Source organism: Acinetobacter sp. TW_SC_4 (genome assembly GCF_054861205.1).
Genome location: NZ_CM142174.1, coordinates 1,425,818 through 1,441,802 on the forward strand (window position 1 = coordinate 1,425,818; position 15,985 = coordinate 1,441,802).

The window sequence follows — 15,985 nt, forward strand, 5'->3', positions numbered from 1 at the left end:
AAAATGAAGCATCTAGAATTGAATTAGACGTTGTGAGGACTGAACAGCATCAGCAAGCTCGCCTAGACCGACCAATTCAAAACCATCAGCAAGATTATGTTGCTGAATATTGTGACGTTGAGCATTTTCCTGATCTGTAATCCCACGCGCTAAGGCTGCACTGACACAAACGGGTAGGCGGATATTCAGATCCTGCCAGGAACGTGTGAGATGACGCTGGTCGTCGGGCACCCATTGCAATGCATTTGCGACCGACACGCCATCTTGATAGAAAAATACACGGAAAGCTTCCTGTTTATGTTGTAAAGCTTGGGCGAGTCCAAGCGCATGCCAGGCATAAATAGAAGTCGGTGCGGAGGTAACAAGAATTAAGGTGCTCATCGAAATTCACTACAGGCTTGATCAACGCGGGATGATGATCTTGGCTACAAAGAAAGTAGGTAGTATACAATGATTTTAGATGATCTTTTCTGATAAAAAGACAAAAAATAAAATATAGAAATAATTAATTTTAATAAAAACAATAATTTAAAACAGTATGTTAATCCTATCCCGTCACTAACCCATACCCAAAACTGCACAAAATCCCTTCTATATCCTTTCATTTTTTTACTTTACCGATAAAATGCAAAGTAATCTGCACCAAATCTGCACCAATAAAATGAAAATACCCAAACCCATCCAGCGAGGGTCCAGCTGGCGCATCATTGTCACTTTTGATAAGAAAAGATATTCAGCCACCCGAGACACCGCAAAAGAGTGTGAACAGTGGGCCTATAATAAATTGCTTGAACTTCGGTCTGGTAAAAAGGCAATAGAACAAGGCGAAAAGCCGAATTATCCATTTAGGGAACTTTGTGCTAGATACTATCAAGAGCATGGTCGTCACATGCGATCTGCACGGACTATCAATTTTAAAATTAAAAACCTTGACCGGATTGCACCAAATTTAGCTGACAAGTCTATTTATGATTTCAAGCCTGCTGACATTGCAGAATGGCGAAATAACCGTAAAAAAGAAGTGAAGATAGCAACACTCAGGAATGAACACGCCATTTATTCAGCCGTGTTTACCTATGCCATGAAAGAACTGTTTTTGATTGATTCTAACGTCTGGCATGCGGTCACCATGCCGAGCAAGGAAAAATCCAGAAGCCAGCGTATTACAGAAGAAGATCAAGAATTGTTGCTAAAGGCGTTAAGCTGGGATGGATCTACAACACCAGAAACGTCACGTCACTATGTAGCATGGGCATTTCGATTTGCTCTGGAAACTGCTATGCGTCAGGGTGAAATACTGGCAATGCGTAGGAAGGATATTAAAGAAGGCTTTGTGCATTTACCGATGACAAAAAATGGTGAATCCAGAAACGTGCCTTTATCTGGCGAAGCAAAAAGACTGCTTTCTTTATTACCTAAAGGAACAGATAAACTTCTGCCTATTGATAAACAGATATGTTGTGCTACATGGATGAGAGCAAAGAAAAGAGCAGGGCTTACACATATCAACTTCCATGATTCACGACATGAAGCCATCACTAGAATGGTGAAGGTGAGAAAATTACCGGTTGAAGTGTTAGCCAAAATTACAGGCCACAAAACTATCTCAATGCTGGTGAATACTTATTACAATCCAGATGCTCAGGATTTGGTAGAAATGTTTAACGACAGTGAGAGCTAATTAGCTCTCGGTCTGCCTACTTTAACTTTGGTTGTCAGCAGGTCATGGGCCAACTTTGGATTGTATAGCGCCTTGCCTTGTGTACCTTGATTGATCGAAACTAATTTTTCTCGAATCGTGGTCACTGACAGATTGTATTTTTGAGCCAGATAAGAAGCTGAAACCAGTTCAACTTCAACCTCTTTAAGCTCCTTCACTATTGCGCCACCAATATTCTGGCCTAGCATGATTTGAGGCGGTCTTTCAGCTTCTACAGTGATGTTGTAACGAGCCATTAAGTTACCTCTTTTAAACTTTGTTGTACTGATTCCGGTAAACCAAACACATCCTTAAAAGCCTGATCAAAACCACCGTCAGCAATAAAGCTATCAATAACGTTTTCTTCTTGACCTTCGGATACATCAATGTTTTCTTGAATTTCAGTCACTGTTTTTCTCCTGCAGTTTTAAATATTCAAATTTCGCATCAGCCCAATTCTTTGCATCGTATGGGCTTAAACCTTTTTCTTCACACCATTTGGTGCACCAGAGAAACTGAGCATCGTCATAGGGAGTTGGCTTAACTACTTGATTAGTACTATCCATCACGCCACTCCATAGAAGCGCTTGGCTTCATCAAAATCAAAAGTAATTAACTCAGCATCATCTTTGTAGCAGTGCACGATTTCACCATACTTAAAAGCTTGTTCAGCCTGCTGCATGTTTTTGCACTGATACATCGGCTCTTTAAACCAGTCTTCTGTGTAAAACATTTGCTCCTGGTGTTCTTTCGCTGTGCCTTCCCATTCTTGAACCTGGAAGTATTCATCAAATGATTCAATCATGAACTGATTGCCTTCAGCTTTAGTCATAGCTCTGTAGCGGGCTAAAGCACGTTCAGCAATTTCTTTTGACTGTGCTGGTTGCTGCTCATGTGGGCTATCACCTTCAGGACAAATACCTACACACCACAATTTGCTATCTTCCATCACGCCACCTTCATAATCTGATTAGCCACAATCTTTGTTAAGTTTTCGCTGGTTTCATTCGAAACATTCGGGCAGCGCAGATGCATTTCATATTCATCAAATAGCATCTGGCATGCTGCATTACCTGTTAAATCGTTCTTTAAAAACACATAGCTCAGTGCTTTACGTGTGCCTTTGCCTGAAAAAGTAGCGCTACCATCTGCAAGTTCTTTCTTCGTATAACCCAACTTTTCCAGCCAAAGTTTGAAACCAGCTTCATGTTTCTTTTTAATTTTGAAAATCATGCCGCAGCCTCCAATGCTTTACGCAGATAAGGATCAATATCAGTGGTCAGCATCCATTTCACATAGTCCTTTGGAACCTCTTTTAATGGAGTGCCTTTATGCTTGCCGTAAGGCATTACATTTGGAGTGCGAACCTGTTCAGATAGGACATGCAATGAATTCATGTCTTTGATACCCAACTTTAAACAGATGTTTTTCAGGATGATGTATGTGAACCAGATGTCATACTTCGCACTGTGAGCATTACGCAGGTAATTACGTGCTTTTTCCTTGTCTGAGCTCACAAAATAGAACAGGGCGCTCAGGGTGTGAGTTTCCAGTTCTGGCCATGTGAAACGAGCCAAAGCCAAAGTACAGATAGACTTTTCAGGAACATCCGTACTACATTTACGGATCGCCTCAATGTCGTAATTGATGTTATGGCCAATCAAGCAATCCACATCTTTAGGTAAGCGGAAAGTATCAAAGCTTGGCTTGCCCTCGATGTCAGCTTCCAGGATGTGATGCACTGCCATTGCACCGTAAGCGATTGGCTCAGGACATGAGTAGAACTCATCAAATATCTGGCTTTGATCAAACCCCAAGTTACCTTGCTCAAAAGAGCAAGGTGCGTATGCGATTTCAATAGGGAAACCATTAATCGTATGAGTTTCCGTGTCCAAAATTATTGCTTTCATGCGTTAATAGTTTCCTTTGCTAATTGTTCAATTTCTTGTTGTACAGCCACCAGTTTGCTGGCTTCAATTTGATTAAGTGCATCGATACCTAGATGCTCACATACGGTTTTGGCATCTAAGCCACGTGTATCGATGAAGTCCTGAAGCTCAGCCAGTTGTTGGTCATTGATACCAAAGAACTCAGCAGGATCTACCCATGCATTACGCTGCATATCAAAGGTGCACTTCATTTCGTCAGCTCTGGTTTTAAGAGCAACACGCATATTTTTGTAATACGTATGGTTCTTATCGATAGACTCAGTAAGTTGGTTTAGGTCGCTGGCATACTGAGCTTCAGCACAACTCTGGATCCAGTTATCTAAATCTTCCTGTGCCTTCATTGATGCAAGCTGTTCAGGTGTCATGGTGTTGATGTGGTCTTTGGCCTGCTTGATGAGATCTGCCAGGAAAGACGGATTCGCTTTTAAGTCTGGAACCCATACCTCACCAGTTTCACCGCCTAAACCACCTGCATTTTTGGCATGGTGAGTAGGGCAAGGTCTAAAGCTGATCACACGTTCATGCTTGCCTTCACCTGTTTGCACAGTGGTCAGGTAACCCATTACATCTGCAATGCGGTAAAGCTCATTACGGTTCTTACCACCAAGATCTGGCCGGTAAATCACCTGGTCACCGTTCTGGTCTTCAGAAGCATGGGCAATGAAAACGACGTCTTTACCTGAAGCAATTAGCGTATTCACGTATTGCTTGAAGATGTTATTGGCCAAGCCTTGGGCCTTAAGTTTTAAAGAGCCATCTTTTTGCTTGTTTGTACTGTTTAGCAATAGGTGAGTCTTAATGCTTTCAAGCATTGCGCCAACGGTATCAATCACAATCGTTTTAAATGGTTCTAGATCCTGCATGGTCAGGTTAGCCACATCAGCCCATTGATTGACCTGGACTACAGCACCGCGACGTAGTTCACCAGTACGGTGAGAACCTTTATCAAAGTCGAATGAAATTGCTTTTTCACCAGTGAAGCCAATTGATGTTTTACCCAAGCCCGGATCTGCGTACAGATAAACGATGATGGCTTGTACCAATAGCGGTTGATCCGCTGGAATAATATTAATCGCCATCTCAACGCACTCCTAGCTGACGATTTTTGCGTTTAAAGTTCTTATAGTCCTCAGACCCAAAGAAGCCGGTACTTTCTAAAACTTGATGACGTTTATTTTTGCGCATGGCGACTCGCGCATTTTCCAAACCATCTAGAATCCACTGTGGAGCTGTAGACTTATCCATTTTCTTCAGAGAGCCGTCAGGTTGGATGGAGTAAATCAGCGTATTGCAGAAATAGTCAGCAATAGTTCCTGAGCTTTTGACACGTAAAGCGAAGTAGCTCACCCGATTTTTACCAACCCTGTAAATCTCAAGTCCTTCAAACGTCTTGATGTATTCAGAGAAGTAACGATGAGTTGAGCCAAACTCTACTGGCATTGGAATGACAGGTAGTTCATCTGCTTTGAATTGCAGAAAACCAGTGTAAAGATCAGCAAAATTAACTTGTGCTTGGTCATTAAGTGGGGACCAATCATCAGAGCCATATTCACACCAGTAAACCAGCTGGCCATTCAAAAGTGCTTCAAAGATTTGATCGGCAGATTTAAGAATCATGACTGCACCTCCACCAGACGATGCTTCATGATGTGGCCAGCGATCATTGCGTTAATTTCACGGTGATCCTGATAATCAGTGAAGTCGTTATAAGAATTACCATTGGCATCAAATACCTTGATTTCACCAAGTTCTATCACTTCTACATTAGTGAACTCGGAACCTGGTACACCGTAGTCATCTGGATGTGCTGCAACTTCAAACGAAGTGATTTCCAAACGGAAGCCATCTAGATTAAGGGTTGCTTCACCGCGTACGTCATCAAGCATCTTTAAAGATACGATGCCGTATTCAGATTGAATATTTTGAGCTGGAGCTGCTTGGCTAGTACCAAAGTCAGCACGCCAACCAAACGCTATTGCGCTTACAGTTAAGGCAGTAGCAACAAGAGTTACCTTGAAACTATTGTGTGGAGTCAATTTTGTGTTCATAATAGTCTCACTCAGTAGGGTGATGGGTCACGCTCCAGGTTGTTTGCGCAACACTGGGGCTTTTTGTTGTCTATGAGATGTAATTTAGTATTTACTAAATATTAAGTCAATAGTATTTACTAAATAAATTTAGTGTATATTAAGTTTTTACTAATTTTTATGCTTTAATAGGCAAAAGAAAACCCATCACAGGGATGGGTTGTTTGGAGTTTCACTATGTTGGATCACAATGAAAAATTAAAACTTGTAATTGAATTAATTAGTGCTGGTGTTACTGACGCCTCTATTATCATTGCGAATATAAAAGAAATCGAGGAGGGTTTATTTAAGAATTGCTCTCCTGCAAAACATCCTTAACATCAACACCACTCCAGCTTACGACTCTATGACATTGGTTGTAGAGTTTTAAATAATATTCTCTTGAATTGGGTTTGCGAAATTTTTCCTTATCAGCCACCCTTTCGGATTCTGAAATTATTTGCATTAATTCCAATGCAACCCTTTCAACCGACTTGTCTTTAATTTCGATTGGTCCACTTACTGTAGTGCTATTACTCATTCTTTTCTCCACCCGATCCAAGAGCCGCTCGGGTATGCGGCAAGGTAATTGTTATGAAATTAGAAACTCTTGTTTTAATGGAAGATCGTCTTCATCCTGGCTCAACACAGATTTATCTGGAGCACATAAAAGAAGATGTGCCTGAATTTTTTGTGCCAGTAGGCGATTACAATAAGTCGATTGGTTATTTGAAATTCAAGAATATCGCTAAAAAAGGCTGCTTTGAATTAAGTTCATTAGAGAGCCTAGACCATCCCAGCCCGTATCCACAATTTTCGTTGACAGGTGTTTTATATTCTCGGCGGGCAGCTCTTGAAGCAAACCACGTAATCTCTGCTTATCAGCAGGCGATAAATCGGATTGATCCACCTTTAATTGCAAAATAGTGCGAATGGTATCAGCCTCAAACCTTACAGTTACTACACCTAAAATCGCTGAAAGACCACCATCATCTTTTAGAAAATCCAAGCCTTTTTCTGTGATTTCCGGCTTCATGATAAGAATGGAGCCACCACCATCTCCAGATTTACTATGCACCACTTTGGTGGAGTTCTCGGTAAGAAGGCCATGACCCTTGAGATAGTTCAAATTGATAGCAATTTTATGATACTCAGCACTATCTGGCTTTCGCTCATAATCAGTCCATACAAATGGGTAGCACTCTGCGATCTTACTTAACAACTCAAGCTGTAATTCTCGATCCAATATCATATAGCTTCCTGCTTATTGAGCCGCGTCGGGTTCGCGTTTTTTATTAATTAGTCTCAGGTGATTTGCTTAGGGCTTTATCCTGATACATTTTTTCATCTGCCTCTATGATAGCTGCTGATAGACCGTATGTGGGATTTCGCATTGCAAAACCAATTGCAGCACTAATGCCAGCTTTTGCAATAGCAGTTTGAATTCTGGTTGCAAGTTTATCCGCATTTTTTCGGTTGGTTTCAATACTGAGTACAGCAAACTCATCACCACCTAGACGAGCGACAATATCATTATTGCGTACAGTGTTTTTGAGGGTTAAAGCCATTCTTTGAATGAGTTCATCACCTGCAGCATGCCCCAAAGTATCATTGGTGATCTTGAGGTCATTAAGATCAATCATAAGAATAGCAACAGGGTGACCATATCGTTTGCAGCGCTTTTCTTCTAATTCAATTAACTGGTCCCAAGCACGACGGTTAAAAAGGCCAGTCATCGGATCGGACAATGCCTCCACTTCAAACCGTTCAGCTTTACGTATGTACTCAGCGGCTTTTAATTCAGCTTGAATATTATAGCTAAGCACTTGTGCTAGCAGCTCAAATAATGGAGCTTCCTCGACCAGATTTTTAGATTGAGGTTCAGGATCGATTGCACAGAGAGTGCCAAAAAGGGACCCATCTTCTTTATACAGAGGTTGGCCGATATAGGCTTTAATTGGGACTAAGTGATTTATAGGTGCGTCTACGTAAACTTGAATATCAGGTGAATAGGGGGCAATGCGGGGCGCATTATTTTGTACCATGTGTGAGCAGAAAGAATCTGCCCATCGAAATACTTGTCCTGGCTTAACGTTATAGCCATTATCTTCACTTAGTAACACGATCCAGTCATCACCCTCCGTACGCGTAATCATCCATAACTTGAAGCCAAAGCGTTGAGATAAGAACTTTAAAATAGCTTGGCCTGCTTCTTCAAAGTTCTTAAAGCTAATATTATTCATTAAGTTAGTCCGTATTTGCACTAAGAGAGATATGGAAAAAACAATTTTTAGACTACAGCGTCATATATTATAATTTTAAACTGATAGGAATATTGTTAGCGGCAGTGTAAAAATGACCCCCTAACGGCATTTAAAAACTGACCCCCTTGGTTAATATAGCGGTCATTTTGGACTGCTCAACATGTTAACTTTGGAGCAAGCAGTGACAATCCAAATACTTCATCAGCAAGGTAAATCCATTAAAGCCATTAGTCGTGAACTGGGGGTGTCCCGAAATACCGTACGTAAATATTTACGGCAGAAGGAAACACCTCAGTATCGGCGTACACAACCTAGAACAAGTATTCTTGATCCATATAAACCCTATTTACTCAAACGTGTAAACGCAGCTCATCCTGAATGGATTCCTGCTGTTGTGCTCTACCAGGAAATTTTAAGGTTGGGATATCCAGGAAAGATCAGGATCTTGAGGGAATATCTCGCAACATTAAAACCAGTTGCTAAACCGGAACCGATCATTCGTTTTGAAACCCAACCTGGCCAACAAATGCAGGTGGATTTCACCACGATTCGACGCAACAACACGACTTTGAAAGCCTTTGTCGCAACATTAGGGTATTCCAGAGCGACTTTCGTGAAATTTTATGATCATGAACGTACCGATGCATGGATCGATGGTCTAGAAAATGCATTTCAGTTCTTTGCAGGAGTACCTCAAGAAATCCTGTTTGATAACGCTAAAACGATCATGATTGAACGGGATGCCTATCAGGAGGGGCAGCATAAATGGAACCCCAAACTGCTCGACTGCGCCAAGAAATACAGCTTTCGTCCTCGCGTATGTAAGCCCTACCGTGCACAGACCAAAGGCAAAGTTGAACGCTTTAATGGATACCTCAAATCAAGCTTTATTGTGCCATTGAAAGCAAGCCTGAAGACTTCGGGTTTACTGTTAAATGTTGATGTCGCCAATGCCCACATTGGCCGGTGGCTGCATGAAACCGCCAATCAGCGGATTCATGCCACCACGCAAGAAAAACCGGCTGTTCGACTGCAACAGGAGCAGCAAAAATTTACGCCATTACCGCAATCAGATACAGGTTCTGGCACTGTACCTGTTGCAGCAGCACAGCATATCATGCCCTACGAGAGTTTGCAGCATCCCTTATCGGTATATGATCAGTTGCTAGGAGTTTCCTGATGAATCTGCAATACGACCGTATAGAGCAGCTTTGCCAAAAGCTCAATCTGCCTGCCATCGCATCACAATGGTCACATCATGCACAACAAACATTAGGTCAGGATGGAAGTTATGCCGACTTTGTTGAAGCAATCTTGACGCATGAATATGCTGCCAGGCAACAGCGCAGTCAGCAGGTACTGATGAAACTCTCAGGCCTGCCTCAAGTCAAAACCCTGGAAGACTATGATTTTAATTATGCCCTAGGGGCCCCTAAATCACAGGTGATTGAACTGTTCAATCTGAGCTTTATTGCTAGAGCAGAAAATGTGGTGTTTCTGGGGGCTAGCGGAGTAGGAAAAACGCACTTATCTATGGCATTAGGCTATAAGGCCATCATGAACAACATTAAGATCAAGTTCATTACCGCAGCGGATTTAATGCTGCAACTGAGTACAGCCTATCAGCAAGGTAAATTGAAAACCTATATGCAGCGTGCGGTACTGGGACCAAAGTTACTGATTATCGATGAAATTGGTTATTTACCATTTGGACGTGAAGAAGCGAATCTGTTCTTTAACGTGATTGCCAAGCGTTATGAAAAAGGCAGTACGATATTGACGAGTAACTTACCCTTTAGCCAATGGTCTAAGTCATTTGCGGATGATGTCACGTTGACCGCTGCGATGTTAGATCGGCTATTACATCACTGTCATGTGGTACAAATATCGGGTGAGAGTTATCGTTTGAAGGGTAAAAAAAGAATTGGGATTCAGCCCCAGGTTGAAACTTAATACGAGATCAAAGGGGTCAATTTTACTTTGCCATTTGTAAGGTAAAAGGGGTCAATTTTAGAATGCCGTTGACAATATTACTTCATATAATAAAAAGACAACCCACCACTGGGGTGGGTTGCCCTAGAGCAATAATCTTATTTTTTGTATTCAGTAATACTGATAGGTTTGTCTTTCATAAACTCTACAATACCTTCACCAGCTTTGAAGTGAATTGAAACACCATCATTATTGGCTAAACGCATACCACTTCCTGAAATAGCTCGCTTAAGGTGATAAACCTTGCCAGAATTATCTGTCATTTCTGCAGTTTCAAAATTATCCGAAGATTTCAATTCAACTGTAAGATCCATTGGACCAGTAAAGTTAATTACCTGAGTTTCAGCCGGAGTATTGCTCACAACTTTTTCTTGTACCACTTCGTTTTTTGGATTTGAAGTACAGCCAGTAATTGCTAATCCTAACAATGCTGCACCTAACAAATATTTCATTGATACTTACCTTTCTATTTATGAATCATAGGTGTCTTTATACTAATTGTTATAATGTAGCGTTTAAAGACAAGGTTACACTTACCTTACATAAAGAAAAACCCGCGGATAGCGGGTTAGTGATGCTCTACTTTGTTATTACAGACCTGGTCATGAGAGGTCTTAAGTCCAATATAAAGATTTAATATTTCAGAAGTAAGAAAGCTTTAGCACTGAATAGCATCTTTCTCTTTGTAGTGATCCAAAACCAAATCCATATCAGCCAGAAGTGTAGCTTCAGAGTATTCACCGGGTGATAGCTTCAACAAGTTGGGCATATAGTTCTTTTCATACTCACGCGGATAGTCTTTGCATAAGATTTTTACCCGCACATCTTGAGTGGTGAACTCTGAATCAAGCTTTTCTATGTATTTACTAACAATGTTATCTGAGTTCTCAAGAGCTGCTGTGGTTGTGATTGGGTCTATATCTTGACTTGGTTGCTTCTGGCAGCCGGTAAAAGCTAAAGACAAGAGTAAAGTGATAAGTGTAATGTACTTCATAGTTATAGTTTTATTGTTATTGGAGTTCGAATTATAAGTCAGTCTGAGAAAAAGAAAACCCACCGACGGGGTGGGTTTTTAATAAGACTAAAACCTAACAAGCTATTTTGAGAGTTTTGCTATTTCTTAAGTTGAAATCTTTTGGAATGGTATCTAATATTTTCTGAATCTGATTATCACTGTAGTTAGAATTTTCTAGGGTTTTACTTAATTTATCTAATGATGAATTAATAAGCAAAGTTCTATCCCAAACAGTTTTAAATTTTTTAGAATTAACTGCTTCTTTAATTTTCATTAAAAATTTACACTCATCATAAATATATTTCATATGATGAGTGTAAATTTTACCTGTAATCTCACATTTTTCATTAAATGTAAGCGTAACCTCAATCTTATCCATCTTTCTTTCAGAAATCATATCCACATATGACTCTTCAAAAATTGAATCAGCGAGTTCAGATGGCTGTATTCCTTTGAAAATATAAAGGCTTGCTAAAGAATCTGTAATTTGGGTAAGTGTGAGGTCGGTCATATCATTTTCCTTACTTCTTCAATAAGAGAAGGAATTACCTTCAAGGATTTTACAAGAGTTGGATTATCTCTTGACGCAATGGAGCCAAATTTATCATATAGTTTAAAATTAATATACATTACTAACGTGCCATCATTAGCGGTACCAGGTTTGATAATTGATGTATGTCTTGAAAATAAATTCGCTAATTCAAGCCCTTTAGGGTTATATCCATGGTCTGAAAGAAGATTAGTAACTTCATCTTCAGTTTTCTTTTTAATTAGTTTTCTTAACTGATCACGTGCTACTGTTGGACGTTTTTCAAGTAATTCTGGATCAATAAAGTCAGTTGAAATTTTTTTACTTTCTTGATCAATTAACTGTTTTTCTAAGGTTTTAAGAATATTTTCGTCAAGATCCTGTATCTCTTTAAACTTTTTAAGTGTTTCTTGAACTTTGGAATTTATTTCCTTTCTTTTAGTTTCAAATAATTCATTGAAGTCTATATCTGGTAAAAAAGAATCTTGGTCGCTAATAAAAGCAGCCTCAGAGTCAACATTACCAAGAGTTTGCGGTCTGCGTTTATAATCTGATGTTAACTCTTTCAGAGTATAATCTTTAATTCGCTCAGATTTGGCACGATTAACTTCTTTTTGAAAATCTTCCCATAATTCATTTAAGCCAGTTTCTTCGTGAAAAATAACTGTAGCATTATTATCAATTTCAAAAGCTTTAATCTCTTCATCTGGAATTGCTCGTAATACACGACCTATTACTTGAGCAAATGCATTCAGACTTTTATATGGACGAAAAATCGATAGTATTGTGAGGTATTTATGATCATAGCCCTCCATTAACATATTAACGGAAACAACTACATCGCATTCATGATTCTCAATGGATTTAAATTTTGCTCCTTGAGTACTTTTATCCATATTACTGTGAATTAATATAGATTTAAGCCCTACCTCTTCATACCATTTTTGCAGATCTTCAGCATGTTCAATACTACAGCCAACTGCCAGAATTTTATGAGGTACATCGGACGATATGTCTCTTAGCTCTTTCAACTTAATAAGGCTGTGATTAATAACATCCATTGAGCATTCTTTAGATAGAGCTATACATTTTTGTAACCACTCAGTATCTTTAAATCGTAATACTTGCTCTACTGTTAGCTTCTCATCCGGAAATTCAGGTGTTATAAAATATAGGTGGTGGGCATTTACTGTTTCTTTTTTTAGGTATTTTACCAATCTATCGCGCATAACCTCGGATAATGGGGTTTCATGGATTTTTTCACCAGGTATCGGTAAACCATCTCCCCTAAAAGGAGTACCTGTAACATGAAGTTTCTTAGCGGTATTAAAATACGCAAGGATTGATTCCCAGCTAGATGCAACGGAGTGATGCGACTCATCAATAATTATCATGTCAAAAAAGTCGGGTGAAACTCTATTTTTCAAACAACTATCAGATTGACTTATGACTCTCTGAATATTTGAATAAATAATATTGCTATTAGTTAAATGCTCGTCAGTAATATCAGATGTATATTCACAAACAATAGGCAAGTTATTAGAACCAAAAATTACATCATAGTTAATCCAAAAGTTATCTTTTAATGATTCTTGAGTTTTACTTATACTTTCTTTTGTGACCAATCCAGGGGTAATAATAAGCACACGACCGTTTGATGTTCCATATGGCGCAATTGAAATAAGCCCAGATTTTCCAGTACCTGTAGGCAATACAACTAGCGCTTCACCTTGTGGATTTTGTTCAAAATAATCTTGAATCTTTATATAAGCCTCGATCTGAGGAGATCTAAGCTTATTGTTTCCAACAATATTAACTGTCGTATCTTTAAAATAAGACATACGTAAACCCCTATATTCCCGATCAAAGACCTGCGTCGGGTTCGCAGTATAATGAATCACTATTGCATATTACTTATTTGTGTTTTACACTGTTACACATGGACCGGGGATTCCCAGTCGGCGAAAGGCTCTAGCGTTATGTTAGGGCCTTTTGTTTATCTGTTATTTGGGAAATACTTTTAAACCATAGCCATGATATCCAACCCCAGCTCCTTTACGTCCGTTTGAGCTATAAAATTTATACTTCAACACATCAAACGCTCTGTTAGCCTGGTCTGGTTTTAAGACATGGTTACCAATAGGGCGCGCAACTAAATCAGCAATTTGTAAGCCTGATGAATTTACTTTTTTTGATGCCATTTTAATTTCAAATGGAAGACAGATTTTTTGATAATTATTTCCATCGCATACTCTTCTAAATTCAAGCTCTAGATCTCTATCTTCCTGCAATCCGCGTTGTTCAAAAACAATAAATGTCTTCTTATCTTGTTGATTCTTCTCCACCAAAAACTTATAGATTCGTTCCAAACCGAACTCTAAAGCAATAAAATATGGATTTTTGGGAGCAGCATACCTTTGAATTAAAATATCTTTTCTAACAACACATGAAATTAAAATAAAATTTGTTTCTTGCATTAATTCGGTAAGGTCACTTAAAAGAGCTTCTTTCTGTTCTTTCGAAGAATAATTCTTAAACTCCCCCGTGCCTTTAAGAATATCCCTTTCATGCATCACGATAATATCGTGACCAAAATGCTTAAATTTAAGTTGCTCTAATCTTTTGATTACAGTTTCTGTGTAATATCTTTTATGAAAAATACAAAAAGCCAGAACAAAGACAGGGTACTTTGTGTTGTAGCCATTTATGGTATGGTCGCCACTTTCATCAACATAAACAATATAATCGCTAAACTCCATACCCCACTCCAATACCGACTAAGCCGCATATAGCGGCTTTTATTTTTAATTTTTTCTTAATCGTGGTTTTGCGTGATAAACGTAGCGTACACAGTCCACAACCTGGCCAACAAATTGGCATTCTTCATCAAATTCAATAATATTTGGCTTGAAGTCTGGATTTAATGCTTGAAGGTATCTCTTTCCATTTGTCTCAATAACCAATTTCTTAAAAGTAGCATCATCACCTCGACGAACTACAATAATGTCTCCAGATTGCATGTCTCCATAATAAGCATCTGGATTCACAACAATGTAGTCACCTTCAATAAAATCTGGAAAATTACTTATCCCTTGAACTCTAAGAAAAAAGCAGTTTGAACACTCATCTTCTGGTAGTGGCAACCACTGTGAAACTTGACTCATATCAACTGCTGCGACATTGGTAAAATTACCAGCCTGTACCCAAGATAAAACAGGAGCCATGCGCGCCTTAACTCGCGGAACATTGGCTAAAGTCTCTTCACCGAAAATATTTTTTGTCGGCTCTCTATCAAGCAGGCCCGCTTCCCAGCCGACCTTTTTCTCAAGATTGCGTGCGGCACGCTCACCAAAACTCCCATGACCTTTCACAAGCTGAGATATGTGACTTGGATTCAGGTCGTAATGCTCACAAAAGGCAGCATCCGAAGAAAACCCCTCAGATTTTATTTTGGCATCAATAGCCTGGCGCAAATTAGCGCGTCTTAAAGAAATTATGTCCATTTCGGTATTTCACAGACTTTTTAGTAAAAAGTAAATTCGCAAACACTAAATCTTTATTGACTTGTTAAGTGATAAAAATTAGTATTTACTAAATTAAATTAGTAAAGGAGATTAATATGTCTTCTTCCCAAACAATCGAACTTAAAAGTTACCTCAGCCAATTAACCCTTAGTGAGCGAAAAGCATTTGCTAAACGCTGTCAAACATCGATTGGTTACTTAAATCAAATCATGTATGGCAATAGCAAATGTGGCGTCTCCTTAGCAATCAAGATTGATAAGGAGAGTAACGGTCAAGTGAGTTGTGATCTGTTGTGTCCTGATGTGGATTTTAACTACATCCGAAATCAAGCCTTATCGCTAACCGCTTAAACCAATTATCAACAACTTAGTATTTTTAATAAACGTGAAAGTAAATAAGGTGTTCACATGGATATATCGAAAGAGACCAAAACCGCACTACACAAGATGATTCACCAATCTAACGGGATTACGCCTAAAGAGATTGCTGATGTTGTTGGTGTGTCTCACAACACGATTTTGAACTATGCCAATCCAAATATGGAAAACCATTTGCCGAGCCTAAAGGCATTTGAAGCAATGCTGACTTATACGCAAAACCCAGCTTCGTTAAAGGTATGGGCGCACAAATTAGGTTTCGCATTAATGCCAGTAGAGCAAGCGGAAGGAAAAGATCATCAACTAGGTGTTCTTGAGTCACTGCTTGGCATGAATGTTGGTAATGGCGCAGCGAATAAACAGGTTTTATCTGCTCTGGAAGATGGTGTGGTGACACCTGCTGAAATGGATGAGACAGATCGCATCCTGGAAGGAATCGAACACAAAATTCAGTCTTTGCGTAAAGCCATGAAAGGCGAGTGCGCAAAGTATTTATCAGCTCTACAACGAGAAAAAGCCTGACGGGCGAGGTCAGGCTTTTTCGGTGTTTAAATCATCGGAGATCCAAAC

24 protein-coding genes are annotated in these 15,985 nt (G+C 39.4%); 5 read left to right on the top strand and 19 right to left on the bottom strand.

Annotated features, from left to right (window positions below):
• Positions 1-12: 12 nt before the first annotated feature.
• A complete protein-coding gene (gene tusD / locus ACWM1W_RS06775) occupies positions 13-381 on the bottom strand; it encodes a sulfurtransferase complex subunit TusD (protein ID WP_004785936.1) in 369 nt (122 codons plus the stop codon).
• A gap of 280 nt (positions 382-661) precedes the next feature.
• Between tusD and ACWM1W_RS06780 the strand changes: the two genes are divergently transcribed.
• A complete protein-coding gene (locus ACWM1W_RS06780; protein ID WP_180025369.1) occupies positions 662-1,681 on the top strand; it encodes a tyrosine-type recombinase/integrase in 1,020 nt (339 codons plus the stop codon).
• Here the strand turns inward: ACWM1W_RS06780 and ACWM1W_RS06785 are convergent.
• From ACWM1W_RS06785 to ACWM1W_RS06840, 12 genes are all read right to left on the bottom strand, one after another.
• Positions 1,678-1,956 carry a DNA-binding protein gene (locus tag ACWM1W_RS06785; protein ID WP_180053630.1) on the bottom strand — a complete coding sequence of 93 codons (279 nt, stop codon included), beginning with the start codon at positions 1,954-1,956 and terminating at the stop codon, positions 1,678-1,680. The two genes, ACWM1W_RS06780 and ACWM1W_RS06785, sit on opposite strands and share 4 nt — an antisense overlap.
• The gene (locus ACWM1W_RS06790; protein ID WP_162835340.1) at positions 1,956-2,108 is read right to left on the bottom strand and encodes a hypothetical protein; all 153 of its coding nucleotides are present in this window, start codon (positions 2,106-2,108) and stop codon (positions 1,956-1,958) included. Before ACWM1W_RS06790 ends, ACWM1W_RS06785 begins: the two co-directional genes overlap by 1 nt.
• Positions 2,101-2,265, bottom strand: a complete 165-nt coding sequence (locus ACWM1W_RS06795; protein WP_180003601.1) for a hypothetical protein — start codon at positions 2,263-2,265, stop codon at positions 2,101-2,103. The genes ACWM1W_RS06790 and ACWM1W_RS06795 overlap by 8 nt, the downstream gene beginning before the upstream one ends.
• Positions 2,265-2,648: a hypothetical protein gene (locus ACWM1W_RS06800; RefSeq protein WP_375725361.1), complete on the bottom strand. Its 384-nt coding sequence runs from the start codon at positions 2,646-2,648 to the stop codon at positions 2,265-2,267. Before ACWM1W_RS06800 ends, ACWM1W_RS06795 begins: the two co-directional genes overlap by 1 nt.
• Positions 2,648-2,932 carry a hypothetical protein gene (locus ACWM1W_RS06805; RefSeq protein ID WP_375725362.1) on the bottom strand — a complete coding sequence of 95 codons (285 nt, stop codon included), beginning with the start codon at positions 2,930-2,932 and terminating at the stop codon, positions 2,648-2,650. The genes ACWM1W_RS06800 and ACWM1W_RS06805 overlap by 1 nt, the downstream gene beginning before the upstream one ends.
• A complete protein-coding gene (locus ACWM1W_RS06810; protein ID WP_375725363.1) occupies positions 2,929-3,609 on the bottom strand; it encodes a putative quorum-sensing-regulated virulence factor in 681 nt (226 codons plus the stop codon). The genes ACWM1W_RS06805 and ACWM1W_RS06810 overlap by 4 nt, the downstream gene beginning before the upstream one ends.
• Entirely contained in the window at positions 3,606-4,727 is a 1,122-nt protein-coding gene (locus ACWM1W_RS06815) for an ATP-binding protein (RefSeq protein WP_341256456.1), read from the bottom strand. Before ACWM1W_RS06815 ends, ACWM1W_RS06810 begins: the two co-directional genes overlap by 4 nt.
• 1 nt (position 4,728) lies before the next feature.
• On the bottom strand, positions 4,729-5,265 hold the full coding sequence (locus ACWM1W_RS06820; protein WP_291359975.1) for a hypothetical protein: 537 nt from the start codon (positions 5,263-5,265) through the stop codon (positions 4,729-4,731).
• Positions 5,262-5,696: a hypothetical protein gene (locus ACWM1W_RS06825; RefSeq protein ID WP_375725364.1), complete on the bottom strand. Its 435-nt coding sequence runs from the start codon at positions 5,694-5,696 to the stop codon at positions 5,262-5,264. Before ACWM1W_RS06825 ends, ACWM1W_RS06820 begins: the two co-directional genes overlap by 4 nt.
• A gap of 325 nt (positions 5,697-6,021) precedes the next feature.
• Positions 6,022-6,255 (bottom strand): hypothetical protein, encoded by a 234-nt coding sequence (locus ACWM1W_RS06830; RefSeq protein ID WP_180033910.1) that lies wholly within the window; start codon positions 6,253-6,255, stop codon positions 6,022-6,024.
• Between the two features lie 207 nt (positions 6,256-6,462).
• The gene (locus tag ACWM1W_RS06835) at positions 6,463-6,966 is read right to left on the bottom strand and encodes a hypothetical protein (protein ID WP_375725365.1); all 504 of its coding nucleotides are present in this window, start codon (positions 6,964-6,966) and stop codon (positions 6,463-6,465) included.
• Between the two features lie 43 nt (positions 6,967-7,009).
• Complete coding sequence (locus tag ACWM1W_RS06840; RefSeq protein ID WP_375725366.1) at positions 7,010-7,957, bottom strand: GGDEF domain-containing protein; 948 nt, start codon at positions 7,955-7,957, stop codon at positions 7,010-7,012.
• 181 nt (positions 7,958-8,138) lie between these two features.
• Between ACWM1W_RS06840 and istA the strand changes: the two genes are divergently transcribed.
• Both istA and istB read left to right on the top strand, forming a co-directional pair.
• Complete coding sequence (gene istA / locus ACWM1W_RS06845; RefSeq protein ID WP_286716026.1) at positions 8,139-9,158, top strand: IS21 family transposase; 1,020 nt, start codon at positions 8,139-8,141, stop codon at positions 9,156-9,158.
• Positions 9,158-9,931: an IS21-like element ISAba8 family helper ATPase IstB gene (istB, locus tag ACWM1W_RS06850; protein WP_075167882.1), complete on the top strand. Its 774-nt coding sequence runs from the start codon at positions 9,158-9,160 to the stop codon at positions 9,929-9,931. Before istA ends, istB begins: the two co-directional genes overlap by 1 nt.
• Before the next feature lie 137 nt (positions 9,932-10,068).
• On the opposite strand, the gene ACWM1W_RS06855 is transcribed toward istB, so the two are convergent.
• The 6 genes from ACWM1W_RS06855 to ACWM1W_RS06880 form a co-directional block, all read right to left on the bottom strand.
• A complete protein-coding gene (locus ACWM1W_RS06855; RefSeq protein ID WP_005262268.1) occupies positions 10,069-10,422 on the bottom strand; it encodes a hypothetical protein in 354 nt (117 codons plus the stop codon).
• Between the two features lie 206 nt (positions 10,423-10,628).
• Positions 10,629-10,964, bottom strand: a complete 336-nt coding sequence (locus ACWM1W_RS06860; RefSeq protein WP_375725367.1) for a hypothetical protein — start codon at positions 10,962-10,964, stop codon at positions 10,629-10,631.
• A gap of 94 nt (positions 10,965-11,058) precedes the next feature.
• The gene (locus ACWM1W_RS06865) at positions 11,059-11,496 is read right to left on the bottom strand and encodes a hypothetical protein (protein WP_375725368.1); all 438 of its coding nucleotides are present in this window, start codon (positions 11,494-11,496) and stop codon (positions 11,059-11,061) included.
• Positions 11,493-13,355, bottom strand: coding sequence for a DEAD/DEAH box helicase (locus ACWM1W_RS06870; RefSeq protein WP_375725369.1), 1,863 nt, complete (start codon positions 13,353-13,355; stop codon positions 11,493-11,495). Before ACWM1W_RS06870 ends, ACWM1W_RS06865 begins: the two co-directional genes overlap by 4 nt.
• 162 nt (positions 13,356-13,517) lie before the next feature.
• Positions 13,518-14,273 carry a DUF3800 domain-containing protein gene (locus ACWM1W_RS06875; protein WP_180003584.1) on the bottom strand — a complete coding sequence of 252 codons (756 nt, stop codon included), beginning with the start codon at positions 14,271-14,273 and terminating at the stop codon, positions 13,518-13,520.
• Positions 14,274-14,318: 45 nt separating this feature from the next.
• Positions 14,319-15,017, bottom strand: coding sequence for a LexA family protein (locus ACWM1W_RS06880; protein ID WP_375725370.1), 699 nt, complete (start codon positions 15,015-15,017; stop codon positions 14,319-14,321).
• Between the two features lie 116 nt (positions 15,018-15,133).
• Between ACWM1W_RS06880 and ACWM1W_RS06885 the strand changes: the two genes are divergently transcribed.
• Both ACWM1W_RS06885 and ACWM1W_RS06890 read left to right on the top strand, forming a co-directional pair.
• The gene (locus ACWM1W_RS06885) at positions 15,134-15,388 is read left to right on the top strand and encodes a hypothetical protein (RefSeq protein ID WP_375725371.1); all 255 of its coding nucleotides are present in this window, start codon (positions 15,134-15,136) and stop codon (positions 15,386-15,388) included.
• A 57-nt stretch (positions 15,389-15,445) separates the two neighbouring features.
• The gene (locus ACWM1W_RS06890) at positions 15,446-15,937 is read left to right on the top strand and encodes a phage regulatory CII family protein (protein WP_375725372.1); all 492 of its coding nucleotides are present in this window, start codon (positions 15,446-15,448) and stop codon (positions 15,935-15,937) included.
• The last annotated feature ends 48 nt before the right edge of the window (positions 15,938-15,985 follow it).

Bases quoted from the DNA above. Each gene is read 5' to 3' on its own strand.
- tusD (WP_004785936.1), bottom strand. From the start codon at position 381: ATGAGCACCTTAATTCTTGTTACCTCCGCACCGACTTCTATTTATGCC.
- ACWM1W_RS06780 (WP_180025369.1), top strand. From the start codon at position 662: ATGAAAATACCCAAACCCATCCAGCGAGGGTCCAGCTGGCGCATCATT.
- ACWM1W_RS06785 (WP_180053630.1), bottom strand. From the start codon at position 1,956: ATGGCTCGTTACAACATCACTGTAGAAGCTGAAAGACCGCCTCAAATC.
- ACWM1W_RS06795 (WP_180003601.1), bottom strand. From the start codon at position 2,265: ATGGATAGTACTAATCAAGTAGTTAAGCCAACTCCCTATGACGATGCT.
- ACWM1W_RS06800 (WP_375725361.1), bottom strand. From the start codon at position 2,648: ATGGAAGATAGCAAATTGTGGTGTGTAGGTATTTGTCCTGAAGGTGAT.
- ACWM1W_RS06805 (WP_375725362.1), bottom strand. From the start codon at position 2,932: ATGATTTTCAAAATTAAAAAGAAACATGAAGCTGGTTTCAAACTTTGG.
- ACWM1W_RS06810 (WP_375725363.1), bottom strand. From the start codon at position 3,609: ATGAAAGCAATAATTTTGGACACGGAAACTCATACGATTAATGGTTTC.
- ACWM1W_RS06815 (WP_341256456.1), bottom strand. From the start codon at position 4,727: ATGGCGATTAATATTATTCCAGCGGATCAACCGCTATTGGTACAAGCC.
- ACWM1W_RS06820 (WP_291359975.1), bottom strand. From the start codon at position 5,265: ATGATTCTTAAATCTGCCGATCAAATCTTTGAAGCACTTTTGAATGGC.
- ACWM1W_RS06825 (WP_375725364.1), bottom strand. From the start codon at position 5,696: ATGAACACAAAATTGACTCCACACAATAGTTTCAAGGTAACTCTTGTT.
- ACWM1W_RS06830 (WP_180033910.1), bottom strand. From the start codon at position 6,255: ATGAGTAATAGCACTACAGTAAGTGGACCAATCGAAATTAAAGACAAG.
- ACWM1W_RS06835 (WP_375725365.1), bottom strand. From the start codon at position 6,966: ATGATATTGGATCGAGAATTACAGCTTGAGTTGTTAAGTAAGATCGCA.
- ACWM1W_RS06840 (WP_375725366.1), bottom strand. From the start codon at position 7,957: ATGAATAATATTAGCTTTAAGAACTTTGAAGAAGCAGGCCAAGCTATT.
- istA (WP_286716026.1), top strand. From the start codon at position 8,139: ATGTTAACTTTGGAGCAAGCAGTGACAATCCAAATACTTCATCAGCAA.
- istB (WP_075167882.1), top strand. From the start codon at position 9,158: ATGAATCTGCAATACGACCGTATAGAGCAGCTTTGCCAAAAGCTCAAT.
- ACWM1W_RS06855 (WP_005262268.1), bottom strand. From the start codon at position 10,422: ATGAAATATTTGTTAGGTGCAGCATTGTTAGGATTAGCAATTACTGGC.
- ACWM1W_RS06860 (WP_375725367.1), bottom strand. From the start codon at position 10,964: ATGAAGTACATTACACTTATCACTTTACTCTTGTCTTTAGCTTTTACC.
- ACWM1W_RS06865 (WP_375725368.1), bottom strand. From the start codon at position 11,496: ATGACCGACCTCACACTTACCCAAATTACAGATTCTTTAGCAAGCCTT.
- ACWM1W_RS06870 (WP_375725369.1), bottom strand. From the start codon at position 13,355: ATGTCTTATTTTAAAGATACGACAGTTAATATTGTTGGAAACAATAAG.
- ACWM1W_RS06875 (WP_180003584.1), bottom strand. From the start codon at position 14,273: ATGGAGTTTAGCGATTATATTGTTTATGTTGATGAAAGTGGCGACCAT.
- ACWM1W_RS06880 (WP_375725370.1), bottom strand. From the start codon at position 15,017: ATGGACATAATTTCTTTAAGACGCGCTAATTTGCGCCAGGCTATTGAT.
- ACWM1W_RS06885 (WP_375725371.1), top strand. From the start codon at position 15,134: ATGTCTTCTTCCCAAACAATCGAACTTAAAAGTTACCTCAGCCAATTA.
- ACWM1W_RS06890 (WP_375725372.1), top strand. From the start codon at position 15,446: ATGGATATATCGAAAGAGACCAAAACCGCACTACACAAGATGATTCAC.